The organism is Alishewanella aestuarii B11, from assembly GCF_000280055.1.
Lineage (GTDB): Bacteria > Pseudomonadota > Gammaproteobacteria > Enterobacterales > Alteromonadaceae > Alishewanella > Alishewanella aestuarii.
Genome location: NZ_ALAB01000038.1, coordinates 49,708 through 66,431 on the forward strand (window position 1 = coordinate 49,708; position 16,724 = coordinate 66,431).

The following is a 16,724-nucleotide window of genomic DNA, read 5'->3' on the forward strand; positions in this document are numbered from 1 at the left end:
GACGGCTATATTTTGAGTAATTCTGTCTCTCTGACCCAGTATCTGCAGTTAAGTGGCTTAACCGAGCTGACAACGCCAGCTTTTGCTGCCGCGGTAGCACAGCAACAGCAGGCCTTGCGGCAGTACCTTGAGCAAGTCTCGGCGCCAACGGTAAATTGGCAGTACCAGGTGCCCGAGCTTGGCGAGGGTGGGGCCTGTTCATTATTTGGCGTGTTGGCAGCCGAGCCTTATGATTTAACCGCTATTTTGGGCGGTCAAACGGCGGCGAATCAAGAGGCACTGGCCAGGCTCAGCCAAATTACCGCTTTTTATCAACAGCAGGCCGGCGTGGCCTGGTTTGGTATCTACCAGGCGCGACCCAATCCAGCTGGCGAAGCGGTATTGGTCAAACTCAGCTACTTTGGTGCGCCCTCGCGCGCCGAGTTCCCTCTCACCCCTGAGTTTGCCACCATCAGTAACAACAGCAGTGTTGGCTTAAGCGGCAAAGCGCGGGTGATTAACAGTGTCGCCAGTTATTTACAACAGGGTGGCGAATACTATACGTGTGATCCGAAAGTCCAGGCCGAAGCCTGTTTGCCACTCTATGCGCAATCGGGCAGAATACTGGGCATTGTCGATGCCGAAGATTTTCAAGCAGAGGTATTTGATCAGCGCGCGCTGGCGTTACTGGTGGCGGTGTGTCTGACCATTCCGGACTATTTACCGGCCGTATAAGATGGCCTTTTATTAGCACAATAATCCAGGTAGAACATTATGTTTGCTCAGTTAAAACCCGTTGCCACTGATCCTATTCTGGGTCTGATGGCGGCTTACCGTGAAGACCCGAATCCACTGAAAGTTGACCTAGGTGTTGGGGTATATAAAGACGAGCAGGGCCATACGGCGGTGCTGAAGTGCGTTAAGGAAGCAGAAGCACTGCGCCTGAAACAGGAAGACAGCAAGACCTATATCGGCATGGCCGGTGATCTGGGTTTTAACGCCCATATTGAAAAGCTGGCGTTTGGTAATAGCCATCCGGTGTTGCTGGCAAACCGGGTAACCACAGCGCATACGCCTGGCGGCACAGGTGCGTTGCGGGTGGCGGCCGAGTTTATTAAGCGCGCTAATCCAGATGCCACCATCTGGGTTACCACCCCGACCTGGGCTAACCATATTTCATTGTTTCAGGCGGCGGGTTTAAAAGTTAAAGAGTACGCCTATTACGATTATGATACCAAGGGCCTGAAGACTGAGCAGATGTTCGCTGAACTGGCGCAAGTACCCGCCGGCGATGTGGTACTGGTACATGCCTGCTGCCATAATCCAAGTGGTATGGATCTGAACTTTGAGCAATGGCAGCGTTTTACCGAGCTGGCATTGGAGCGGGGCTTTACGCCGCTGGTTGATATGGCCTATCAGGGCTTTGGTAGCGGCCTGGATGAAGATGCAAAGGGCCTGCGTTATCTGGCGGAACGGGTATCTGAATTGCTGCTGTGCAGCTCCTGCTCGAAGAACTTTGGCCTGTACCGTGAGCGTATCGGCGCCGTGAGTATCGTTTCTGCTGACAGTCAGGTGATGGAGCTGGCTAAAGTGAATCTGCTGAGCGTGGTCCGTTCGATCTATTCTATGCCACCGGCACATGGTGCCATTATCGTTAGCCATATTCTGGACAGTGCGGAATTAACGGCACTCTGGCATCAGGAACTGGCGGAAATGCGCGATCGGATCAATAACTACCGGCAGTTAATTATCGATAAGTTTGCCGCCGAAGGCATTACGCAGGATTTTAGCTTTATTGCCCGTCAACACGGTATGTTTAGTTTCCTCGGTATTAACAAAGCGCAGATTGATCGCCTAAGAGATGAATTTAGCATTTATATGGTGGGGTCAAGCCGGGTCAGTATTGCCGGGTTAAATCATACTAATATCGATTATTTCGCCAAAGCCGTGGCGACGGTGTTAAAAGGCTAACCTTGCTGGCTAACAGGCCCCGGTTGCGCAATACCACTGGGGCCTGAAGGCGTACTGCATTATCGCCCGTCCGTTATTCTGCATTATTCTGCCTTAGCCTGAGCCTCTGGCTTAGCGACTGTACTGGTCGTTGCTACGTCAGTCTGTTCTGATGTAACAGCGGATGCCAAACCAATTTGCTCTGCAACTTGCCGCACGCTGCTTTCCAGCGCTTGTTTCGCTTGTACTTTTACCGATTCACGTAATTCGCTCAGCTGTTTGCTCAGTAATTCACTACTGAGTTCGCTCAGGCTATTGGCACTGGCCGGGGCGGCTAAGGTTAAAGCTACAACAGTGGTCAGCATCAGTTTAGTTAAGGTTTTCATATGCTACTCGCTTCGTTAAGGGTTAGTGGGTTACTACCCCCTTACTATTACAAGCGTTATGCCAACTTTGTAACTAACTTAACATCATGTTTTATATATAATTATTTTTATATGCCAGTTTTTATTAATTTGTGAAAATTACTTAATACTAATTAGTAGCGTTTTTGACTAAAAATTAGGCTTTTTGTTTTCAATCTGGGATGGCAAGCGGAAATCCGATGATGATCGTTTTTTTATGCGCAATAAACTTACTATTCCATATAGTTATGCGCGTAATTTGTTTTAATATTCTATTTGGGGGTCTTTCTCTCTTGACATCTATACGGCTAGAAATCATTATTGCGCCAGACATTGCAGCAAGAAGCCAAATCATGACCTATATTCACGATACCATTCGCCGTTTACAACAGAGCAGCCCGGCCCAGGCAGAGTTTTATCAGGCCGTTGAAGAAGTACTGGAGTCGTTGACACCCATCCTGGAACACAATCCTAAATACCGGCAACAAGCTATTATTGAACGGATGGTCGAGCCAGAGCGGCAAATTATGTTTCGGGTGCCCTGGGTTGATGATCAGGGCAATATTCAGGTTAACAAAGGCTATCGTGTTGAGTTTAATTCGGCGTTAGGTCCATACAAGGGGGGAATTCGCTTTCATCCTTCTGTTAATGCCAGCATTATCAAATTTCTGGGTTTTGAGCAGATTTTTAAAAACGCGCTAACCGGCTTACCGATTGGTGGTGCCAAAGGTGGCGCTAACTTCGATCCGAAAGGCAAATCTGACGGCGAAATTATGCGTTTTTGCCAGTCTTTTATGAATGAGCTGTACCGGCATATCGGGCCCACCACTGACGTGCCAGCCGGCGATATCGGTGTCGGTGCCCGCGAGATTGGTTATATGTTTGGCCAATATAAAAAGCTGGCCAACAGCTTTGATGGTGTCTTTACCGGCAAGAGCTTATTGTGGGGCGGCTCACTGGCGCGCAAGGAAGCAACCGGTTATGGTTGCGTCTACTTTGCCCAATATATGTTGGCAGACCGACAGCAGCAGCTCGCTGGTAAACGTTGTTTGGTTTCAGGATCGGGCAATGTCGCAATCTATACCATCGAAAAACTGCAACAGCTGGGTGCCACAGCGGTTACCTGTTCCGATTCCTCAGGCACTGTCTATCATGCCAGCGGTATTAATCTGGATACCTTAAAGCAGATTAAAGAAGCGCAGCCACAACGCTTAACGGCTTATCTAAAGTTTCATCCGGACGCCGAATATATCAGTACAGCGGATTATCCGGCTGATGGTCATGCGGTGTGGCGCTTTAAAGCCGAGCTGGCGTTTCCTTGTGCCACCCAGAATGAGCTGACCGTCGCTGATGCCAGAGCCCTGGTAGAGAATGGCTGTCTGGCGGTATCAGAAGGTGCCAATATGCCTTCTACGCAAGAGGCTGTAGAAGTCTTTTTAGCAAGCGGTATTGCCTATGGCCCCGGCAAAGCAGCCAATGCCGGCGGTGTTGCCACCAGTCAACTGGAGATGGCACAAAATGCCAGTATGCAACGTTGGAGCTTTGAGGAGGTCGATACCAAGCTGCAGGTGATAATGCGTAATATCTATCTGCGCGCCCGTGATACCGCGGCAGAATTTGGTCAACCGGGTAACTTAGTATTAGGGGCCAATATCGCTGGCTTTAAGCGGGTCGCTGAGGCGATGATCGAGCAGGGCGTGGTCTAGCGACCTGGGGCGTTTAAACGCCCTAGCGATCCGGCGACAGGTACTCATTATCGTAAAAAGTTCTGAGCCACTGTGGCCGGTACACCACCATCAGGGTGATGGCCATGCCATTAAGCAGAGCTTCACCAAACCAAATCAGTAACGCCAGCTGAGTATAGTTTTGATAGATGGTATGCCAGCCGTAATCAAACTGGGTATAGAACCACAAAGACGTTAGCAAGATTTTCACGCAGATCGTTAGAGCAGCACTGATAAAGCCGGCAACAAAGATATAAACAAAGAGGTGCCGGCTTAAATAGTGATAAGACCAGACAAATACGGCGTAACTAAACAAGCCGGGTAGTACAAAGGTGGTTAAGGCAAAGGCGCCGCCATCTGGCCAGTCGATAACGCCAAACAGCATTAACAGCAGCAGCGGCAGACAACTAATCCAGATCGCGATACGCCAGCCATGACACAGTACCAGTGTTGTCACACCAAGAAAGAATAATTCCAACCCCGGTGCGATACCGGCCCGCACCGACCAGAGCAGCGTCAGCGCCACAGCCGAAGCGAATACCAGATGTTGATAGCCTGAGATCTGCAGCAGCCGTGGTAACAGTTCCCGCGGATAAAAACGCAGCAGGATAAATGCAAACAGGATCCAGCTTAAAAGTTGCCAGCTGCTCATTACAGTACAATCAGTAACGTGGGTGCGGTTATTGTAACGGCTGTGCCAAGCGCTTGCCAGTTTTTGGTTTTATCAAAGCCTGGCAGCTGCCAGGCCATATTACAGAGGGCTAGTTAAGCAGCGCCTGACTTTGCTGCAAATAGGCCGCTGCGTTGGTTTTTACGCGCTGATAATCCATACTTTCTGAACCCAGATGCACTTCTTCCAGCACAGCTTTGATGTCGTCTGTTGCAGCGGGTAGCTTAGCCAATGCATTCTCCAGCGTATAGGTCAGCTGGTGGATCTCGGTCATACTGGTCGGGTTTAACTCGGTTTTTAACAACGCCGCTAACTTAGCGTTGTACTGTTTTAAAATACTTTTTGCTTGCGCGGCTGAGGTAATTTCGGTGCCCTGAAAATGGGCCGGACGCTCTGACGCTATCGTTGGCAGAGCAATGCCTGTGAGCAGGGTAATTGCAATAAGTGTTTTCATCATAAAACTCCTATTTGATAATGATTCTCAGTTACTGTACGCCTTTTTTGCTATTTGACAAGTTGTACGAACAAAAACGCCTGCAAGTGCAGGCGTTTTAACGAAAAGACGGCGCTTAGATCCGCTTGTATTTAATCCGGTGTGGCTCTAATGCCGCCGCGCCGTAGGTTTGCTTCAGCCAGGCTTCATAATCCGAGTAGTTACCTTCGAAGAAGTTCACCTTACCCTCATCGCGGTAATCCAGAATGTGGGTGGCGATACGGTCGAGGAACCAACGGTCATGCGAGATCACCATGGCACAGCCCGGGAAATCCAGCAGCGCGTTTTCCAGCGCCCGTAGCGTTTCTACGTCCAGATCGTTGGTCGGTTCGTCCAGCAGCAGCATATTGCCACCGGCTTTGAGTAGCGCCGCTAAATGCACCCGGTTACGTTCACCGCCGGATAACTCACCGATAAATTTCTGCTGGTCATTGCCTTTAAAGTTAAAGCGACCGACATAAGCCCGGCTTGGGATCTGGAAGTTACCGATTTGCAGCATATCCTGACCGTTGGAAATTTCCTGCCAGACCGTGTTTTTTGGGTTCATCTTATCGCGGAACTGATCGACACTGGCGATCTGTACCGTTTCACCTACTTCAATATTGCCGCCATCTGCTTGTTCGGTGCCGGTGATCATTTTAAACAACGTCGATTTACCGGCACCGTTCGGACCGATAATACCGACGATAGCGCCTTTCGGAATACTAAAGCTTAAATCATCAATCAGCACACGATCGCCAAAGGTTTTACGCAGATGACTAACTTCCAGCACCTTATCACCCAGGCGCGGCCCAGGCGGAATAAACAGCTCATTGGTTTCGTTACGTTTTTGAAATTCCTGGCTTTGCAGCTCTTCAAAGCGGGCCATCCGTGCCTTGCTCTTGGCATGGCGACCTTTGGGGTTAGTGCGTACCCACTCCAATTCCTGCTTAATAGAGCGCTGGCGGGCATTCTCGGACTTCTCTTCCTGCGCCAGGCGAGCTTCCTTTTGCTCCAGCCAGCTGGAGTAATTACCCTGCCATGGAATACCTTCACCGCGGTCCAGCTCTAAAATCCAACCGGCGACGTTATCGAGGAAGTAACGGTCGTGGGTAATGGCCACAACAGTGCCAGGGTAGTCGTGCAGGAAGCGCTCTAACCAGGCCACGGATTCAGCATCCAGGTGGTTAGTTGGCTCGTCCAGTAATAGCATATCCGGGCGTTCCAGTACCAGGCGGCAAATTGCTACCCGGCGGCGTTCACCACCCGACAGATGTTCGATTTTGGCATCCCAGGGCGGCAAACGCAGTGAATCTGCGGCGCGCTCCAGCGTATTCTCCAGGTTGTGGCCATCTTTAGCCTGAATTAAGGCTTCGAGTTCACCTTGCTCACGCGCCAGCGCATCAAAGTCGGCATTTTCATCGGCGTAAGCGGCATAGACTTCGTCCAGACGGGCGAAGGCTTGCTTCACATCAGCTACCGCTTCTTCGACGATTTCTTTTACGGTTTTATTGGCATCCAGCTCCGGCTCTTGCGGCAGGTAACCAATTTTGGTGCCGCTAAGTGCCCGGGCTTCGCCTTCAAATTCTTTATCTACGCCGGCCATAATGCGTAACAGCGTGGATTTACCCGAGCCGTTTAAACCTAAGACGCCAATTTTCGCGCCGGGGAAAAACGACAGGGAGATATCTTTTAAGATGGTTCGTTTCGGGGGTACAACTTTCGATACCCGATACATTGAAAAAATATATTGCGCCATGGTTTCAATTACCGTTCAGATGGATTGATACATCGGGCTGATTGTACGTCATTTTCATGCCAGGGGGTAGGCAAGGGGCATTACTGCTAATAAAGTTGGCTTTTCGTTGCCGATCTCTGCTTTAATAGCAGGGTGAATTTCTTTTAAAGCAGGTTAGGTATGTCTGAGTTTGCACATGATCCAAGTTTTCAGCGTTTTGTCGAAGAAGCTAAAACCGAAGGGGTGGTCTGGACCCTGGCGGATGGTGAAGATTTACTGGTAGTGGAATCGGTAGAATTTGAAGAAACTGACGTGATGCCGTTCTGGTCGAATAAAGCGGATGCTCAGGCCCATTGCTCAGACGAATGGGAAAATTATAAGCCGGAAGCCATCCCGCTGGATGTGTTCTGTGAAGGCTGGTTAAAAGAAATGTACGACGACGGTGTGTTGATTGGGACTAACTGGGATGAGTCGTTAAATGGCCCGGAAGTTGAGCCGCGTGAGCTGCTGGAAGCCTTAGCCCGCGTGCAGTAAGCCTGTCGGTTAGCCTACCCAAGCCCGGCTTTGCTGGGCTTTCGTGTTTTATGGGTGTAAAATAGCAGTTATTGTGCAATAGCCACTAAACTGGATGCCGGGTTAGGGCGTAGAAGCTGCATCAGAGTCAGGTGTTGGAAGTGAATATGTTAACTGAAGAAGCGATGTTAGTCCGTAGTGCATTGGAAGCCAGAGGTCTGGAAACGCCAATGCGTGATAACGGCTTATCCCGCGATCAAAAGTATCAGAAAATTAATCAGCTGATGACCGAAATAGTGCAGACGCTCGGGCTGGACTTAAACGACGACAGCCTTAGAGAAACACCGCATCGCATTGCTAAGATGTATGTTGATGAGGTATTTGGCGGTTTGGATTACCGCAACTTTCCGAAAATTGCGCTGATTGAAAATAAGATGCAAGTTAGCGAAATGGTCAAGGTGAAAGACATTAGCTTTACCAGTACCTGCGAGCACCATTTTGTGACTATTGATGGTAGCGCTACTGTGGCCTATATTCCGGCAAAGAAGATTATTGGTTTATCGAAGATCAATCGGATCGTGCGCTTTTTTGCGCAGCGGCCACAAGTGCAGGAGCGCTTAACGCAGCAAATTCTGATTGCGCTGCAAGCGTTGCTGGAGACCGATAACGTGGCGGTGACCATGGATGCCGTGCATTACTGCGTTAAATCGCGTGGTGTAATGGATGTGAATTCGAAAACCCAAACCACGGCTCTGGGCGGTATTTTTAAAGACGACGCCCGTACCCGCGCTGAGTTTTTAGCCTGCTAGAGCGGTCACGCTGGTGCCTGAGCCGTTCGTTACGGTTCACGCCCCAGTTCCCTGCTAATCATTTCTCTGGCAGCAGTTGCCTGCATCGGCTTGCCATAATGGTATCCCTGGATCGCCTGACAACCCAGCTGCTTTAACAAAGCTTGTTGTTCAGCGGTTTCTACCCCTTCAGCAATAGTTTCCAGCTCCAGACTGTTTGCCATGCTGATAATGGCTTGTACTATTGCCCGGTCATCGGCATCCGCTAACAGATCACGAATAAAGGATTGGTCGATTTTTAGTTTGTTCAGCGCAAAGCGTTTCAAATAGCTAAGCGATGAATAGCCGGTACCAAAATCATCAACGGCAATGCGTAAGCCCCGATGCCGGAATGCGTCTAACAGACTGGCCGCCTGTGCCGGATCTTCGACCATAGCGCTTTCGGTAATTTCTAATTCCAGCGCAGCAGCCGATAGCTGATGTGCTTGTAGCTGGGCATCAATTAATGTCAGTAAGCCCGGCTGGCGGAACTGTACCGGCGATAAGTTTACTGCGACAGTCAGTTCGCTGGACGTAAGCTGTTGCCACGCTGCGCGTTCTGCCAACGCCGTTTTTAGTACCCATTCACCTAACGGGATCACCAAACCGCTGCGCTCGGCCAGCGGAATAAACTCACCGGGAGAGACAAAACCCAGCTCCGGATGTTGCCAGCGCAGCAGGGCCTCAAAACCAATCAGCTTTTGTTGCTGCAGCGAATACTGTGGCTGATAAACCAAACTCAATTCGTTATTATCGATGGCACGGCGCAAGGCGTTTTCCAACAGCAGATGGCGGGCAAGATAGCGCTGCATCTCGCTGGTAAAGAAACAGTATGTGTTACGGCCTTTTTCCTTGGCACGATACATTGCTATATCAGCATGGCGATACAGCTCATGAAAGTGTTGTCCATCCTCCGGATAGAGTGCAATGCCAATAGAGGCGGAGAGCACCAATTCCTGGCCACTCACCTGGTAAGGCGTAAGCATTAAGGGCAGAATTTGCTCGGCCAATTGTGCCGCTTGATCAGCATCGGTATGAGGGCGTAACAAAACAAATTCGTCACTGCTCAGTCGACAGAGTGTATCTTCCGGCCGACAGAGGGTGGCTAGACGTTGCGCGATGAGAATCAGTAACTGGTCACCAACCTGATGGCCGAGCGAGTCATTAATTTGTTTAAAACGGTCTACATCGATAAATAGCAGCGCCAGGGCCTGATGTTGCGCTTTGGCGATCGCCAGTGCCTGTTCAGTCCGATCCATCAGTAAGGCACGATTTGGCAGTGAGGTCAGGGCATCATATTGCGCTAAAAAGCGAATTTGTGCTTCGTCTTCTTTGTACTGGGTGATATCGCTGAATAAACCAACATAATAAATTTCACCCGGCTCAGGACCATCGATTTTACTAATCGATAACCATTCCGGGTAAAGAGTACCATCTTTGCGCCGGTTCCAGATTTCACCTTTCCAAACGCCTTGCTGCTGAATGGCTTGCCACATTTTCTGGTAAAAGGCTTTGTCATGTTTACCGGATGATAGCAATTTGGGATCTTTACCAACCACTTCTTCCGGCCGATAGCCGCTAATATTACAAAATGCCTGATTGACCATCACCACTTGTTGCTGAGAGTTGGTGATCAGTAATCCCTCTGAGCTTTGTTCAAACAAGCGTGCCAACAGCTGTAATTTAAGCTCCGATTCTTTACGATCACTGATGTCAATATGAGTCCCGACCGTCAGCCGTTTACCCTGCTCGGTGACGATAGTGCGGCCGCGGGATAGAATCCACACCCAGTGGCCATCTTTATGCCGCATCCGGAAATGATTTTGATATAGCTCTTGTTGCGGGCTAGCCAGATAGTCAGCGAAGGCTTGGCTGGCGGCCTGTCGATCGCTCGGATGCAATAAATCCGTCCAGACTGTATCCAGATTCTGAGGTGTAGTTGCTGGAATATCCTGGCTTTGATAACCCAGCATAGAAAAGTATTCCGGACTGCAAGTTAATTGTTGCAGTTCGGGATCAAATTCCCAGCTACCAGTGTTACTGGCAACAATAAAGCTGCGGTGGCGCGCCAACTGGGTTTGCAAATCCGCAGTTCTGGCCGCAACTTGTTGGCTCAGCAGCTGTTTAGAATTCAGGGTGCGGACTAAAAAGTAACTCAATGCCGCGAGTAGCAGATTAAAGACTACTGCAAGAAACTGTTGCCAGTAAGCAACTGTGCTGTAGTGAGCCACGGCCGGTGCGCTGAGCAACAAACGCCAGCTGACGGTGCCGGTTTGAATTTTCGCTTCTGCTAGCGCGCTGAACGCAGACGTCGTACTGCTGATAATCAGACTTTGTTCCGTCGTGTCATCCAGCCACACTTGATATTGAATACCGCGGGCCGGCAGTTGTACCAGTTGTCTGATACTTTCCAGTGCTTCCAGTTCGAAAGTGACACTGATAAACCCCCAAAAGTGGTTGCTGCCGGTGTCATCCGGCAGCTGGACTGGCAGGCGTCCGATAACACCTACACCGCCCTGGCGCAGTTGATAGGGGCCGGTCAGATATACTAGTTTACTTTGTAAACTGCGCCTGGCAGCGGCGCCCTGAATGGGATCCTGCAGAATATCGAAACCCAATACCTGCTGTTTAGTATGCTCCGGATAAGCGGCGCTAATGATGCCTGCTGGGGCAGCTGATAAGGTTTTTAGCTGTGGGTAATAAGGATAGATTTGCGCAGCAAACTGTTCAAATTGTTGCAGATCACCTTGTTGTAAGCGCAGCCAGCCGGCCATCGCATAAGCTGCGGTTGCCGTTCTTACCAGCTCTTGTTGAATGGCACTGGCATAGGATTGTGCTTGATCATTGAGCTGGTTTTGCTGTTGCAGCTGGCGCTGGTCGCTCAGATGTTGCAATAAACTATAACTTACGGCGCCACTTAATAATAAAACCAATATCGGGACAATAAATCCCAGATGAAAAGCTCTCGATCTCAACACAGTGTGGCGGCCCGTTATGCTTTGCTAAGTTGAATAATTTAGCAGTTTAGCATTTAACGCTCGCCCGAGGTAGCGTCTGTCTTCAGTCGTCGCTAAGTTCCCAGTCGTCCAGTAGTTCCCTAAGCCGTTTTTGCTCCATAATTTCGTCAATGCGTCGCCTGGCTTCGTACTTTTGTTTGGCTTTGCTATCCTTAACCACATTGACTGCGGCTTCCAGCTCTGCTGGCTCGTTAAATTCATCCAACTCGATTGGCTGTAGTGCAGACATACTGATTACCTCACAATTTTCTGCTTATTTATCGCTAAAGCAGCTGAAACAACAGTGAAAATTTTTTTAGGTATCGATAAATATTTTTGTTGATATACGATAAAGCTGATAAAAGCGATCTGAGAGCAGTTGCTTGGCGTAATGAGCTGAACTGATAACATAAACTGGAGTTAATAATGAAAATACTAGTACTAGGCATGGGGTTACTGGGGCTGAGTTTATTGCCACAAACTGCCAGTGCGGCACAATGTGGTGCGGTGTTAAGCCACTCGGTGCAACAACTAAAAACCCGTGAAACGGTTGACCTTTGTGAACAATTTCAGGGCAAAACCTTACTGGTCGTCAACACAGCCAGCAAGTGTGGTTTTACGCCGCAGTTTGAAGCACTGGAGCAGCTGTACCAGCGTTATAAAGAACAGGGGCTGGTGGTGTTAGGTTTTCCATCTAACGATTTTCGGCAAGAACACAGTGACGAAGAAAAGACTGCCGAAGTCTGTTATCTGACTTATGGTGTAGAGTTTCCGATGTTTTCTACTACCAGTGTGCGTGGTGATAAGGCTAATCCGGTATTCAAAGCGCTGATTGCCAAAACGGGTGAAGCTCCGTCCTGGAATTTTAACAAATATCTGGTCAGCAAAGACGAGCAGAAAGTGCTGCATTTTGGCAGCCGGGTGAATCCAACGGATCTGAAATTTATCGCGGAACTGGAACAGCTGCTACAAGCCGAATAGCTAAATAGCGGCCTGACTCGCTTCAAAGCCGCTATCAATGGCCGCCGGTGTCGCACTGGCGGCATTGCGGGCTAATTCATCACAGCGTTCGTTTTCCGGATGACCATTGTGACCCTTTACCCAGTGCCAGCTTATCTGATGACCCTGACAGGCTGCATCCAGGCGTTGCCATAAGTCCTGATTTTTCACCGCTTGCTTCTGACTGGTTTTCCAGTTATTGCGTTTCCAGCCTGCCAGCCACTGGGTGATACCCAACCTGACATATTGACTATCGGTAGTTAAATCGACGCGGCAAGGACTTTTTAATGCTTCAAGGCCGACGATTGCGGCCAGCAGTTCCATCCGGTTGTTGGTCGTCAGTCGAAAGCCTGCACTCAGCTCTTTGCGATGTTGCTGGTAGCACAGAATGGTACCATAGCCGCCGGGTCCGGGATTGCCGAGACAGGATCCATCGGTATAGATTGCAACACTTTTCTGCATTTGGCCTTTCCTAAGCTGAAAACGGCGTATAATCTAGCGTAAATCCAGTGAAAAAGCGAAACAGTAGATGGCAAAGCGACAAATTATTCTCGACACTGAAACCACCGGCATCAGTCCAAAAGAAGGCCACCGTATTATTGAGATCGGTTGCGTCGAGCTAGTAAACCGCCGTTTCACCGGTAACAACTTCCATGTATATATCAATCCGGAGCGGGAAATTGATGCAGAGGCGATAGCGGTACACGGTATCACCAATGAGCGTCTGGCTGCTGAGCCGAAGTTCCGGGAAATAGCGCAGAGTTTTTACCAGTACATTCAGGGTGCCGAGTTAGTGATCCACAATGCGGCCTTCGACGTCGGCTTTATTGATCATGAATTTGCTTTGCTCCGGCCGGCGCTGCCGCCGGTCGCCCAGTATTGCACTATCGTTGATACCTTGCTGTTAGCTCGTGAACTGCACCCGGGGCAAAAAAATAATCTGGATGCGCTGTGCAGACGCTACGATATTAATAATAGCCATCGTACCTTGCACGGCGCTTTATTGGATGCGGAAATTCTGGCAGATGTGTATCTGCTGATGACCGGTGGTCAGGTCAGCCTTAATCTGGCGGCCGAAGAGCAAGCCGAACAGCTCGAGCAACAAAGTCCACTGCATATTCAGCGCCAGGGGCGTTTAAAGGTGATCCGGGCGTCAGAGTCGGAAGTCGCTGCACATGAGAGCCGTTTGGATTTGGTGCAGAAAAAAGGGGGAACCTGCCTGTGGCGCGTCTAGTACTGTGTCTATTTTTATCTTTACTGCTGCCGGTTCAGGCTCAGGACGATACCGCGCCAAAACGGGATGAACCTGGTCTGACGATATTGGAGCAACTGCCAACCCGTAATCAGATCCCGCTGCTTGATAACCGCTTTCGGATTGATGATGGTGTAAAGAGCATTACATTAGTATTTTTCCGTCGCCCGGGCACCGCGTCTATCGTATTAGTGCGTCCTGACGGCAGTAAAGTCTTCTACAATACAGCGAAAGATCACAATATGCGCTGGCATGATGCAGCCAGTTACGATCTGATTGAGATCAATGAACCGATGCCAGGTCCCTGGCAGGCAGTAGGGCGGATTTTGCCAGAAAGCCGGGTACTGGTCCTCACTGATATTGAATTGGACGTTGACCCTCTTCCCAGCGCCTTAATGGTGGGTGAAACCTTTAAATTGACCGCCCGGTTGATGGACGGCGACCAGTTAGTGAATGCCAGGGATTTTCGTGAAATCCTGACCATGCAGGTGTTATTTGTCAGCACCAATAATCCGGATATGGAGAACTATGGCCGTGGCTTGGCGGAGGTTGCGACCTTTCGTGATGATGGTCGTGGTTACGATGCCAGTGCGCGGGACGGTATTTTTACCGGTGAGGTTAATCTTAACTTCGGTGCCGGGGAATGGATCCCGCGTTTTATTGTCCGTACGCCACTATATAGCCGTGAGTTGGAGCAAGCCCCGGTGCGGGTGGCGCCAGCTCCGGTGGCAATCGAGTTTGTTTATTCCCGGGAGATGACACAACCGCATCTGCTGCGACTGACCAAAACCTCTGAACTGGTCGATGCGGATACATTGTTGTTTCAGGGGCTGATCCGTTATCCGGACGGTGACAGTTTTCAGTTTGCAATAACCGAGCCTGAGCAGGCGCGGGAGGTCACAGTAGAAAATCGTGGTCATGGTAGCTATCTGTTGAATCTGTCGGTATTTGGTAATATGCAGGACGGTCGTGAATTTGTGCTTAATCTGCCGGAAGAGCGGTTTTTGGTTATACAGCAGGCTCAGGAAGCACTGGCAATTGAGCCTGTAACTGAGACGCCGGTCAACCAGGCTGCTGATACTCCTCCCGCCGCGCCAGAAGCTGGCTTTCCCTGGTTATTGGTAATTCTGTCAAATCTGATTATTGTTACCCTGGGGGGCGTATTGTTCTGGTTGGTGATGACTGGTAAGGGGTTGAACGCACTGTTGTTCTGGCGCAAAGCCAAGCCAGAACCTCCGGTCGCGGCGAAGAAAACCACGGCAACTACCAGTAAGCCGCCACAAAAAGACGATATTCTGGACCTTTCTTTACCGGATGATTAAGGAATAGGCAAAAGCGACAAAAAAGATGTTGACGGCTTTGGGGCATATCCGTATCATTCCCGCCGCACCAGACGATACCCATCTGATAGTTTGGTGCACTGCGCGGAGCGGTAGTTCAGTCGGTTAGAATACCGGCCTGTCACGCCGGGGGTCGCGGGTTCGAGTCCCGTCCGCTCCGCCAATTTTCGATGCTTTCCGGAGCGGTAGTTCAGTCGGTTAGAATACCGGCCTGTCACGCCGGGGGTCGCGGGTTCGAGTCCCGTCCGCTCCGCCACTAGCATCGAAGCAGCTTCCTGATCCGGAGCGGTAGTTCAGTCGGTTAGAATACCGGCCTGTCACGCCGGGGGTCGCGGGTTCGAGTCCCGTCCGCTCCGCCACTTCAGTAAGTTTTCACCTGAGCAGTAGCTCACTCCAGCGCGGAGCGGTAGTTCAGTCGGTTAGAATACCGGCCTGTCACGCCGGGGGTCGCGGGTTCGAGTCCCGTCCGCTCCGCCACTTTAATTCAACAAGCAATTTAGTAAGCCTGAGCGGTAGTTCAGTCGGTTACTCTCTGTTAAGAATCAGCCGACCTGTCACGCCAGCGCCAAAATGTTCGCGGGTTCGAGTCCCGTCCGCTCCGCCACTTTAATTCCACAAGCAATTTAGTAAGCCTGAGCGGTAGTTCAGTCGGTTGCTCTCTGTTAAAAATCAGCCGGCCTGTCACGCCAGCGCCAAAATGTTCACGGGTTCGAGTCCCGTCCGCTCCGCCACTTTACGTTCCATGCAATTTACAGCCGCCAAGCGGTAGTTCAGTCGGTTGCTCTCTGTTAAAAATCAACTGGCTAGTCAGTTAAGCATTGGCTTTATGTGCGGCTTTTTGCTGGTACATCGCCAGATCGGCAAAATGTAGTAGTTTATCAAGCTCAGTCGCATGAATTGGAAAGCTGGCATAACCCAGGCTGTATTGGATCTGAAACTGCTTGTCGTTAAATACGAAAACGGTGTCGCTAAGCCGTGCCGATACCTTGTTGATAATGTGCTGCAAGTCTTTCTCGCGATGTACGCGAGGTAAGATTACCAGAAATTCATCACCAGATAAGCGACAGGCGTGATCTGAAGCCCGCAAGCCGGCCTGCAGTCGTTTGGCGACCTCTTGTAGCAGAGCATCTCCCACAGCATGACCATAGTTGTCATTCACTTCTTTAAATTTATCCAGATCCAGGCTAAGAATACTAAACTCCGCCTTTTCATTAACCAGCCTTTCCAGTAATTGCATGGCAAAGCGACGATTCGGCAGCAAGGTAAGCGGGTCTTGCAATCAGGGTGAGATTACGAGTGGTCATTTAATAACCATACTCATTCCAGCTTCAAGCACCGCATCCAAATAAGCCTCATTCATCAATGCCTGACGCTGCTTTCTTCTGATACTCATTTTTCGCTTCTCAGCGCGTAACATATTCAAACCAAAGTGTCGCATCGTGGCAAGATTAGTCGCTGCATTACCACGATATATCTGGCAAGCATCCTCACCTAAGCTTACATCCAGCACCCAGTGTAACTGGTTTTCGATACTCCAATGCTCGCGAACTGCGCTGGCTAGCCGCTCGGCACTAAGAACGGCTGAGCTGATAAAATAACGCTGTTCTAATACGGCTCGCTTGTGCTTTTCCACCCGGTAAGTCGTTGCCATGCCAAGGGTTGTCAGCCCTGGCCACGCAGCTTTGAGTTTTTCCGGTAATTCACTGGCATCACATACCTGGAATTCACGGTACTCCAAGCGCCCACGGTTCTTTTCTAGTGACTGCGCGGCAGTATCTTTGTGCGCTTTACCCGCAAAGGCTTGTTTTACGGCATCATGCAGCTGTCCTTGGTTGCCTTTAACCGTCAACAGGTAGTCGG

General features: G+C 50.1%; 17 protein-coding genes and 4 tRNA genes. 12 read left to right on the forward strand and 9 right to left on the reverse strand.

Features of this window, described 5'->3' with window-relative positions; translation table 11 throughout:
- Positions 1 to 12 precede the first annotated feature (12 nt).
- Together AEST_RS14165 and AEST_RS14170 are read left to right on the forward strand one after the other, a co-directional pair.
- On the forward strand, positions 13 to 714 hold the full coding sequence (locus AEST_RS14165) for a GAF domain-containing protein (protein ID WP_008609857.1): 702 nt from the start codon (positions 13 to 15) through the stop codon (positions 712 to 714).
- A gap of 39 nt (positions 715 to 753) precedes the next feature.
- The gene (locus AEST_RS14170) at positions 754 to 1,950 is read left to right on the forward strand and encodes an amino acid aminotransferase (protein ID WP_008609858.1); all 1,197 of its coding nucleotides are present in this window, start codon (positions 754 to 756) and stop codon (positions 1,948 to 1,950) included.
- An 83-nt stretch (positions 1,951 to 2,033) separates the two neighbouring features.
- Here the strand turns inward: AEST_RS14170 and AEST_RS14175 are convergent, their stop codons facing one another.
- Positions 2,034 to 2,315, reverse strand: a complete 282-nt coding sequence (locus AEST_RS14175; RefSeq protein ID WP_008609859.1) for a hypothetical protein — start codon at positions 2,313 to 2,315, stop codon at positions 2,034 to 2,036.
- 371 nt (positions 2,316 to 2,686) lie between these two features.
- Between AEST_RS14175 and gdhA the strand changes: the two genes are divergently transcribed.
- Complete coding sequence (gene gdhA, locus AEST_RS14185) at positions 2,687 to 4,039, forward strand: NADP-specific glutamate dehydrogenase (protein WP_008609860.1); 1,353 nt, start codon at positions 2,687 to 2,689, stop codon at positions 4,037 to 4,039.
- Between the two features lie 22 nt (positions 4,040 to 4,061).
- On the opposite strand, the gene AEST_RS14190 is transcribed toward gdhA, so the two are convergent.
- The 3 genes from AEST_RS14190 to ettA all read right to left on the reverse strand — a co-directional run bounded on the left by AEST_RS14190 (position 4,062) and on the right by ettA (position 6,958).
- Positions 4,062 to 4,769: an energy-coupling factor ABC transporter permease gene (locus AEST_RS14190; RefSeq protein WP_338009707.1), complete on the reverse strand. Its 708-nt coding sequence runs from the start codon at positions 4,767 to 4,769 to the stop codon at positions 4,062 to 4,064.
- A gap of 49 nt (positions 4,770 to 4,818) precedes the next feature.
- Positions 4,819 to 5,184 carry a DUF6746 family protein gene (locus AEST_RS14195; protein ID WP_008609862.1) on the reverse strand — a complete coding sequence of 122 codons (366 nt, stop codon included), beginning with the start codon at positions 5,182 to 5,184 and terminating at the stop codon, positions 4,819 to 4,821.
- Between the two features lie 112 nt (positions 5,185 to 5,296).
- Positions 5,297 to 6,958 carry an energy-dependent translational throttle protein EttA gene (gene ettA / locus AEST_RS14200; protein WP_008609863.1) on the reverse strand — a complete coding sequence of 554 codons (1,662 nt, stop codon included), beginning with the start codon at positions 6,956 to 6,958 and terminating at the stop codon, positions 5,297 to 5,299.
- Positions 6,959 to 7,117: 159 nt separating this feature from the next.
- On the opposite strand from ettA, the gene AEST_RS14205 reads away from it, so the two are divergent.
- Both AEST_RS14205 and folE read left to right on the forward strand, forming a co-directional pair.
- On the forward strand, positions 7,118 to 7,471 hold the full coding sequence (locus tag AEST_RS14205; protein ID WP_008609864.1) for a DUF2750 domain-containing protein: 354 nt from the start codon (positions 7,118 to 7,120) through the stop codon (positions 7,469 to 7,471).
- A 146-nt stretch (positions 7,472 to 7,617) separates the two neighbouring features.
- Entirely contained in the window at positions 7,618 to 8,259 is a 642-nt protein-coding gene (gene folE, locus AEST_RS14210; RefSeq protein WP_008609865.1) for a GTP cyclohydrolase I FolE, read from the forward strand.
- Positions 8,260 to 8,288: 29 nt separating this feature from the next.
- Here folE and AEST_RS14215 read toward each other — a convergent pair whose 3' ends face one another.
- The gene (locus tag AEST_RS14215) at positions 8,289 to 11,210 is read right to left on the reverse strand and encodes an EAL domain-containing protein (RefSeq protein ID WP_008609867.1); all 2,922 of its coding nucleotides are present in this window, start codon (positions 11,208 to 11,210) and stop codon (positions 8,289 to 8,291) included.
- A 127-nt stretch (positions 11,211 to 11,337) separates the two neighbouring features.
- Positions 11,338 to 11,523: a PA3496 family putative envelope integrity protein gene (locus tag AEST_RS14220; RefSeq protein ID WP_008609869.1), complete on the reverse strand. Its 186-nt coding sequence runs from the start codon at positions 11,521 to 11,523 to the stop codon at positions 11,338 to 11,340.
- Between the two features lie 176 nt (positions 11,524 to 11,699).
- On the opposite strand from AEST_RS14220, the gene AEST_RS14225 reads away from it, so the two are divergent.
- Entirely contained in the window at positions 11,700 to 12,254 is a 555-nt protein-coding gene (locus AEST_RS14225; RefSeq protein WP_008609872.1) for a glutathione peroxidase, read from the forward strand.
- Here the strand turns inward: AEST_RS14225 and rnhA are convergent, their stop codons facing one another.
- Positions 12,255 to 12,734 (reverse strand): ribonuclease HI, encoded by a 480-nt coding sequence (gene rnhA / locus AEST_RS14230; RefSeq protein ID WP_008609874.1) that lies wholly within the window; start codon positions 12,732 to 12,734, stop codon positions 12,255 to 12,257.
- A 67-nt stretch (positions 12,735 to 12,801) separates the two neighbouring features.
- Between rnhA and dnaQ the strand changes: the two genes are divergently transcribed.
- From dnaQ to AEST_RS14260, 6 genes are all read left to right on the forward strand, one after another.
- Positions 12,802 to 13,506 (forward strand): DNA polymerase III subunit epsilon, encoded by a 705-nt coding sequence (gene dnaQ / locus AEST_RS14235; protein ID WP_008609875.1) that lies wholly within the window; start codon positions 12,802 to 12,804, stop codon positions 13,504 to 13,506.
- A complete protein-coding gene (locus AEST_RS14240) occupies positions 13,494 to 14,846 on the forward strand; it encodes a TIGR03503 family protein (RefSeq protein ID WP_008609876.1) in 1,353 nt (450 codons plus the stop codon). The genes dnaQ and AEST_RS14240 overlap by 13 nt, the downstream gene beginning before the upstream one ends.
- A gap of 104 nt (positions 14,847 to 14,950) precedes the next feature.
- Positions 14,951 to 15,027, forward strand: a tRNA-Asp gene (locus AEST_RS14245).
- Between the two features lie 16 nt (positions 15,028 to 15,043).
- Positions 15,044 to 15,120 (forward strand) — tRNA-Asp (locus AEST_RS14250).
- 26 nt (positions 15,121 to 15,146) lie between these two features.
- Positions 15,147 to 15,223: transfer RNA gene (locus AEST_RS14255), tRNA-Asp, on the forward strand.
- 41 nt (positions 15,224 to 15,264) lie between these two features.
- Positions 15,265 to 15,341 (forward strand) — tRNA-Asp (locus AEST_RS14260).
- A gap of 334 nt (positions 15,342 to 15,675) precedes the next feature.
- On the opposite strand, the gene AEST_RS14275 is transcribed toward AEST_RS14260, so the two are convergent.
- Both AEST_RS14275 and AEST_RS14280 read right to left on the reverse strand, forming a co-directional pair.
- Positions 15,676 to 16,143 (reverse strand): GGDEF domain-containing protein, encoded by a 468-nt coding sequence (locus tag AEST_RS14275; RefSeq protein WP_008609877.1) that lies wholly within the window; start codon positions 16,141 to 16,143, stop codon positions 15,676 to 15,678.
- Positions 16,144 to 16,164: 21 nt separating this feature from the next.
- On the reverse strand, positions 16,165 to 16,724 hold a 560-nt coding region (locus tag AEST_RS14280), incomplete at its 5' end, for an ISAs1 family transposase (protein ID WP_039925563.1).

Bases quoted from the DNA above. Each gene is read 5' to 3' on its own strand.
- ettA (WP_008609863.1), bottom strand. From the start codon at position 6,958: ATGGCGCAATATATTTTTTCAATGTATCGGGTATCGAAAGTTGTACCC.
- AEST_RS14225 (WP_008609872.1), top strand. From the start codon at position 11,700: ATGAAAATACTAGTACTAGGCATGGGGTTACTGGGGCTGAGTTTATTG.
- dnaQ (WP_008609875.1), top strand. From the start codon at position 12,802: ATGGCAAAGCGACAAATTATTCTCGACACTGAAACCACCGGCATCAGT.
- AEST_RS14195 (WP_008609862.1), bottom strand. From the start codon at position 5,184: ATGATGAAAACACTTATTGCAATTACCCTGCTCACAGGCATTGCTCTG.
- rnhA (WP_008609874.1), bottom strand. From the start codon at position 12,734: ATGCAGAAAAGTGTTGCAATCTATACCGATGGATCCTGTCTCGGCAAT.
- gdhA (WP_008609860.1), top strand. From the start codon at position 2,687: ATGACCTATATTCACGATACCATTCGCCGTTTACAACAGAGCAGCCCG.
- AEST_RS14175 (WP_008609859.1), bottom strand. From the start codon at position 2,315: ATGAAAACCTTAACTAAACTGATGCTGACCACTGTTGTAGCTTTAACC.
- AEST_RS14220 (WP_008609869.1), bottom strand. From the start codon at position 11,523: ATGTCTGCACTACAGCCAATCGAGTTGGATGAATTTAACGAGCCAGCA.
- folE (WP_008609865.1), top strand. From the start codon at position 7,618: ATGTTAACTGAAGAAGCGATGTTAGTCCGTAGTGCATTGGAAGCCAGA.
- AEST_RS14170 (WP_008609858.1), top strand. From the start codon at position 754: ATGTTTGCTCAGTTAAAACCCGTTGCCACTGATCCTATTCTGGGTCTG.
- AEST_RS14205 (WP_008609864.1), top strand. From the start codon at position 7,118: ATGTCTGAGTTTGCACATGATCCAAGTTTTCAGCGTTTTGTCGAAGAA.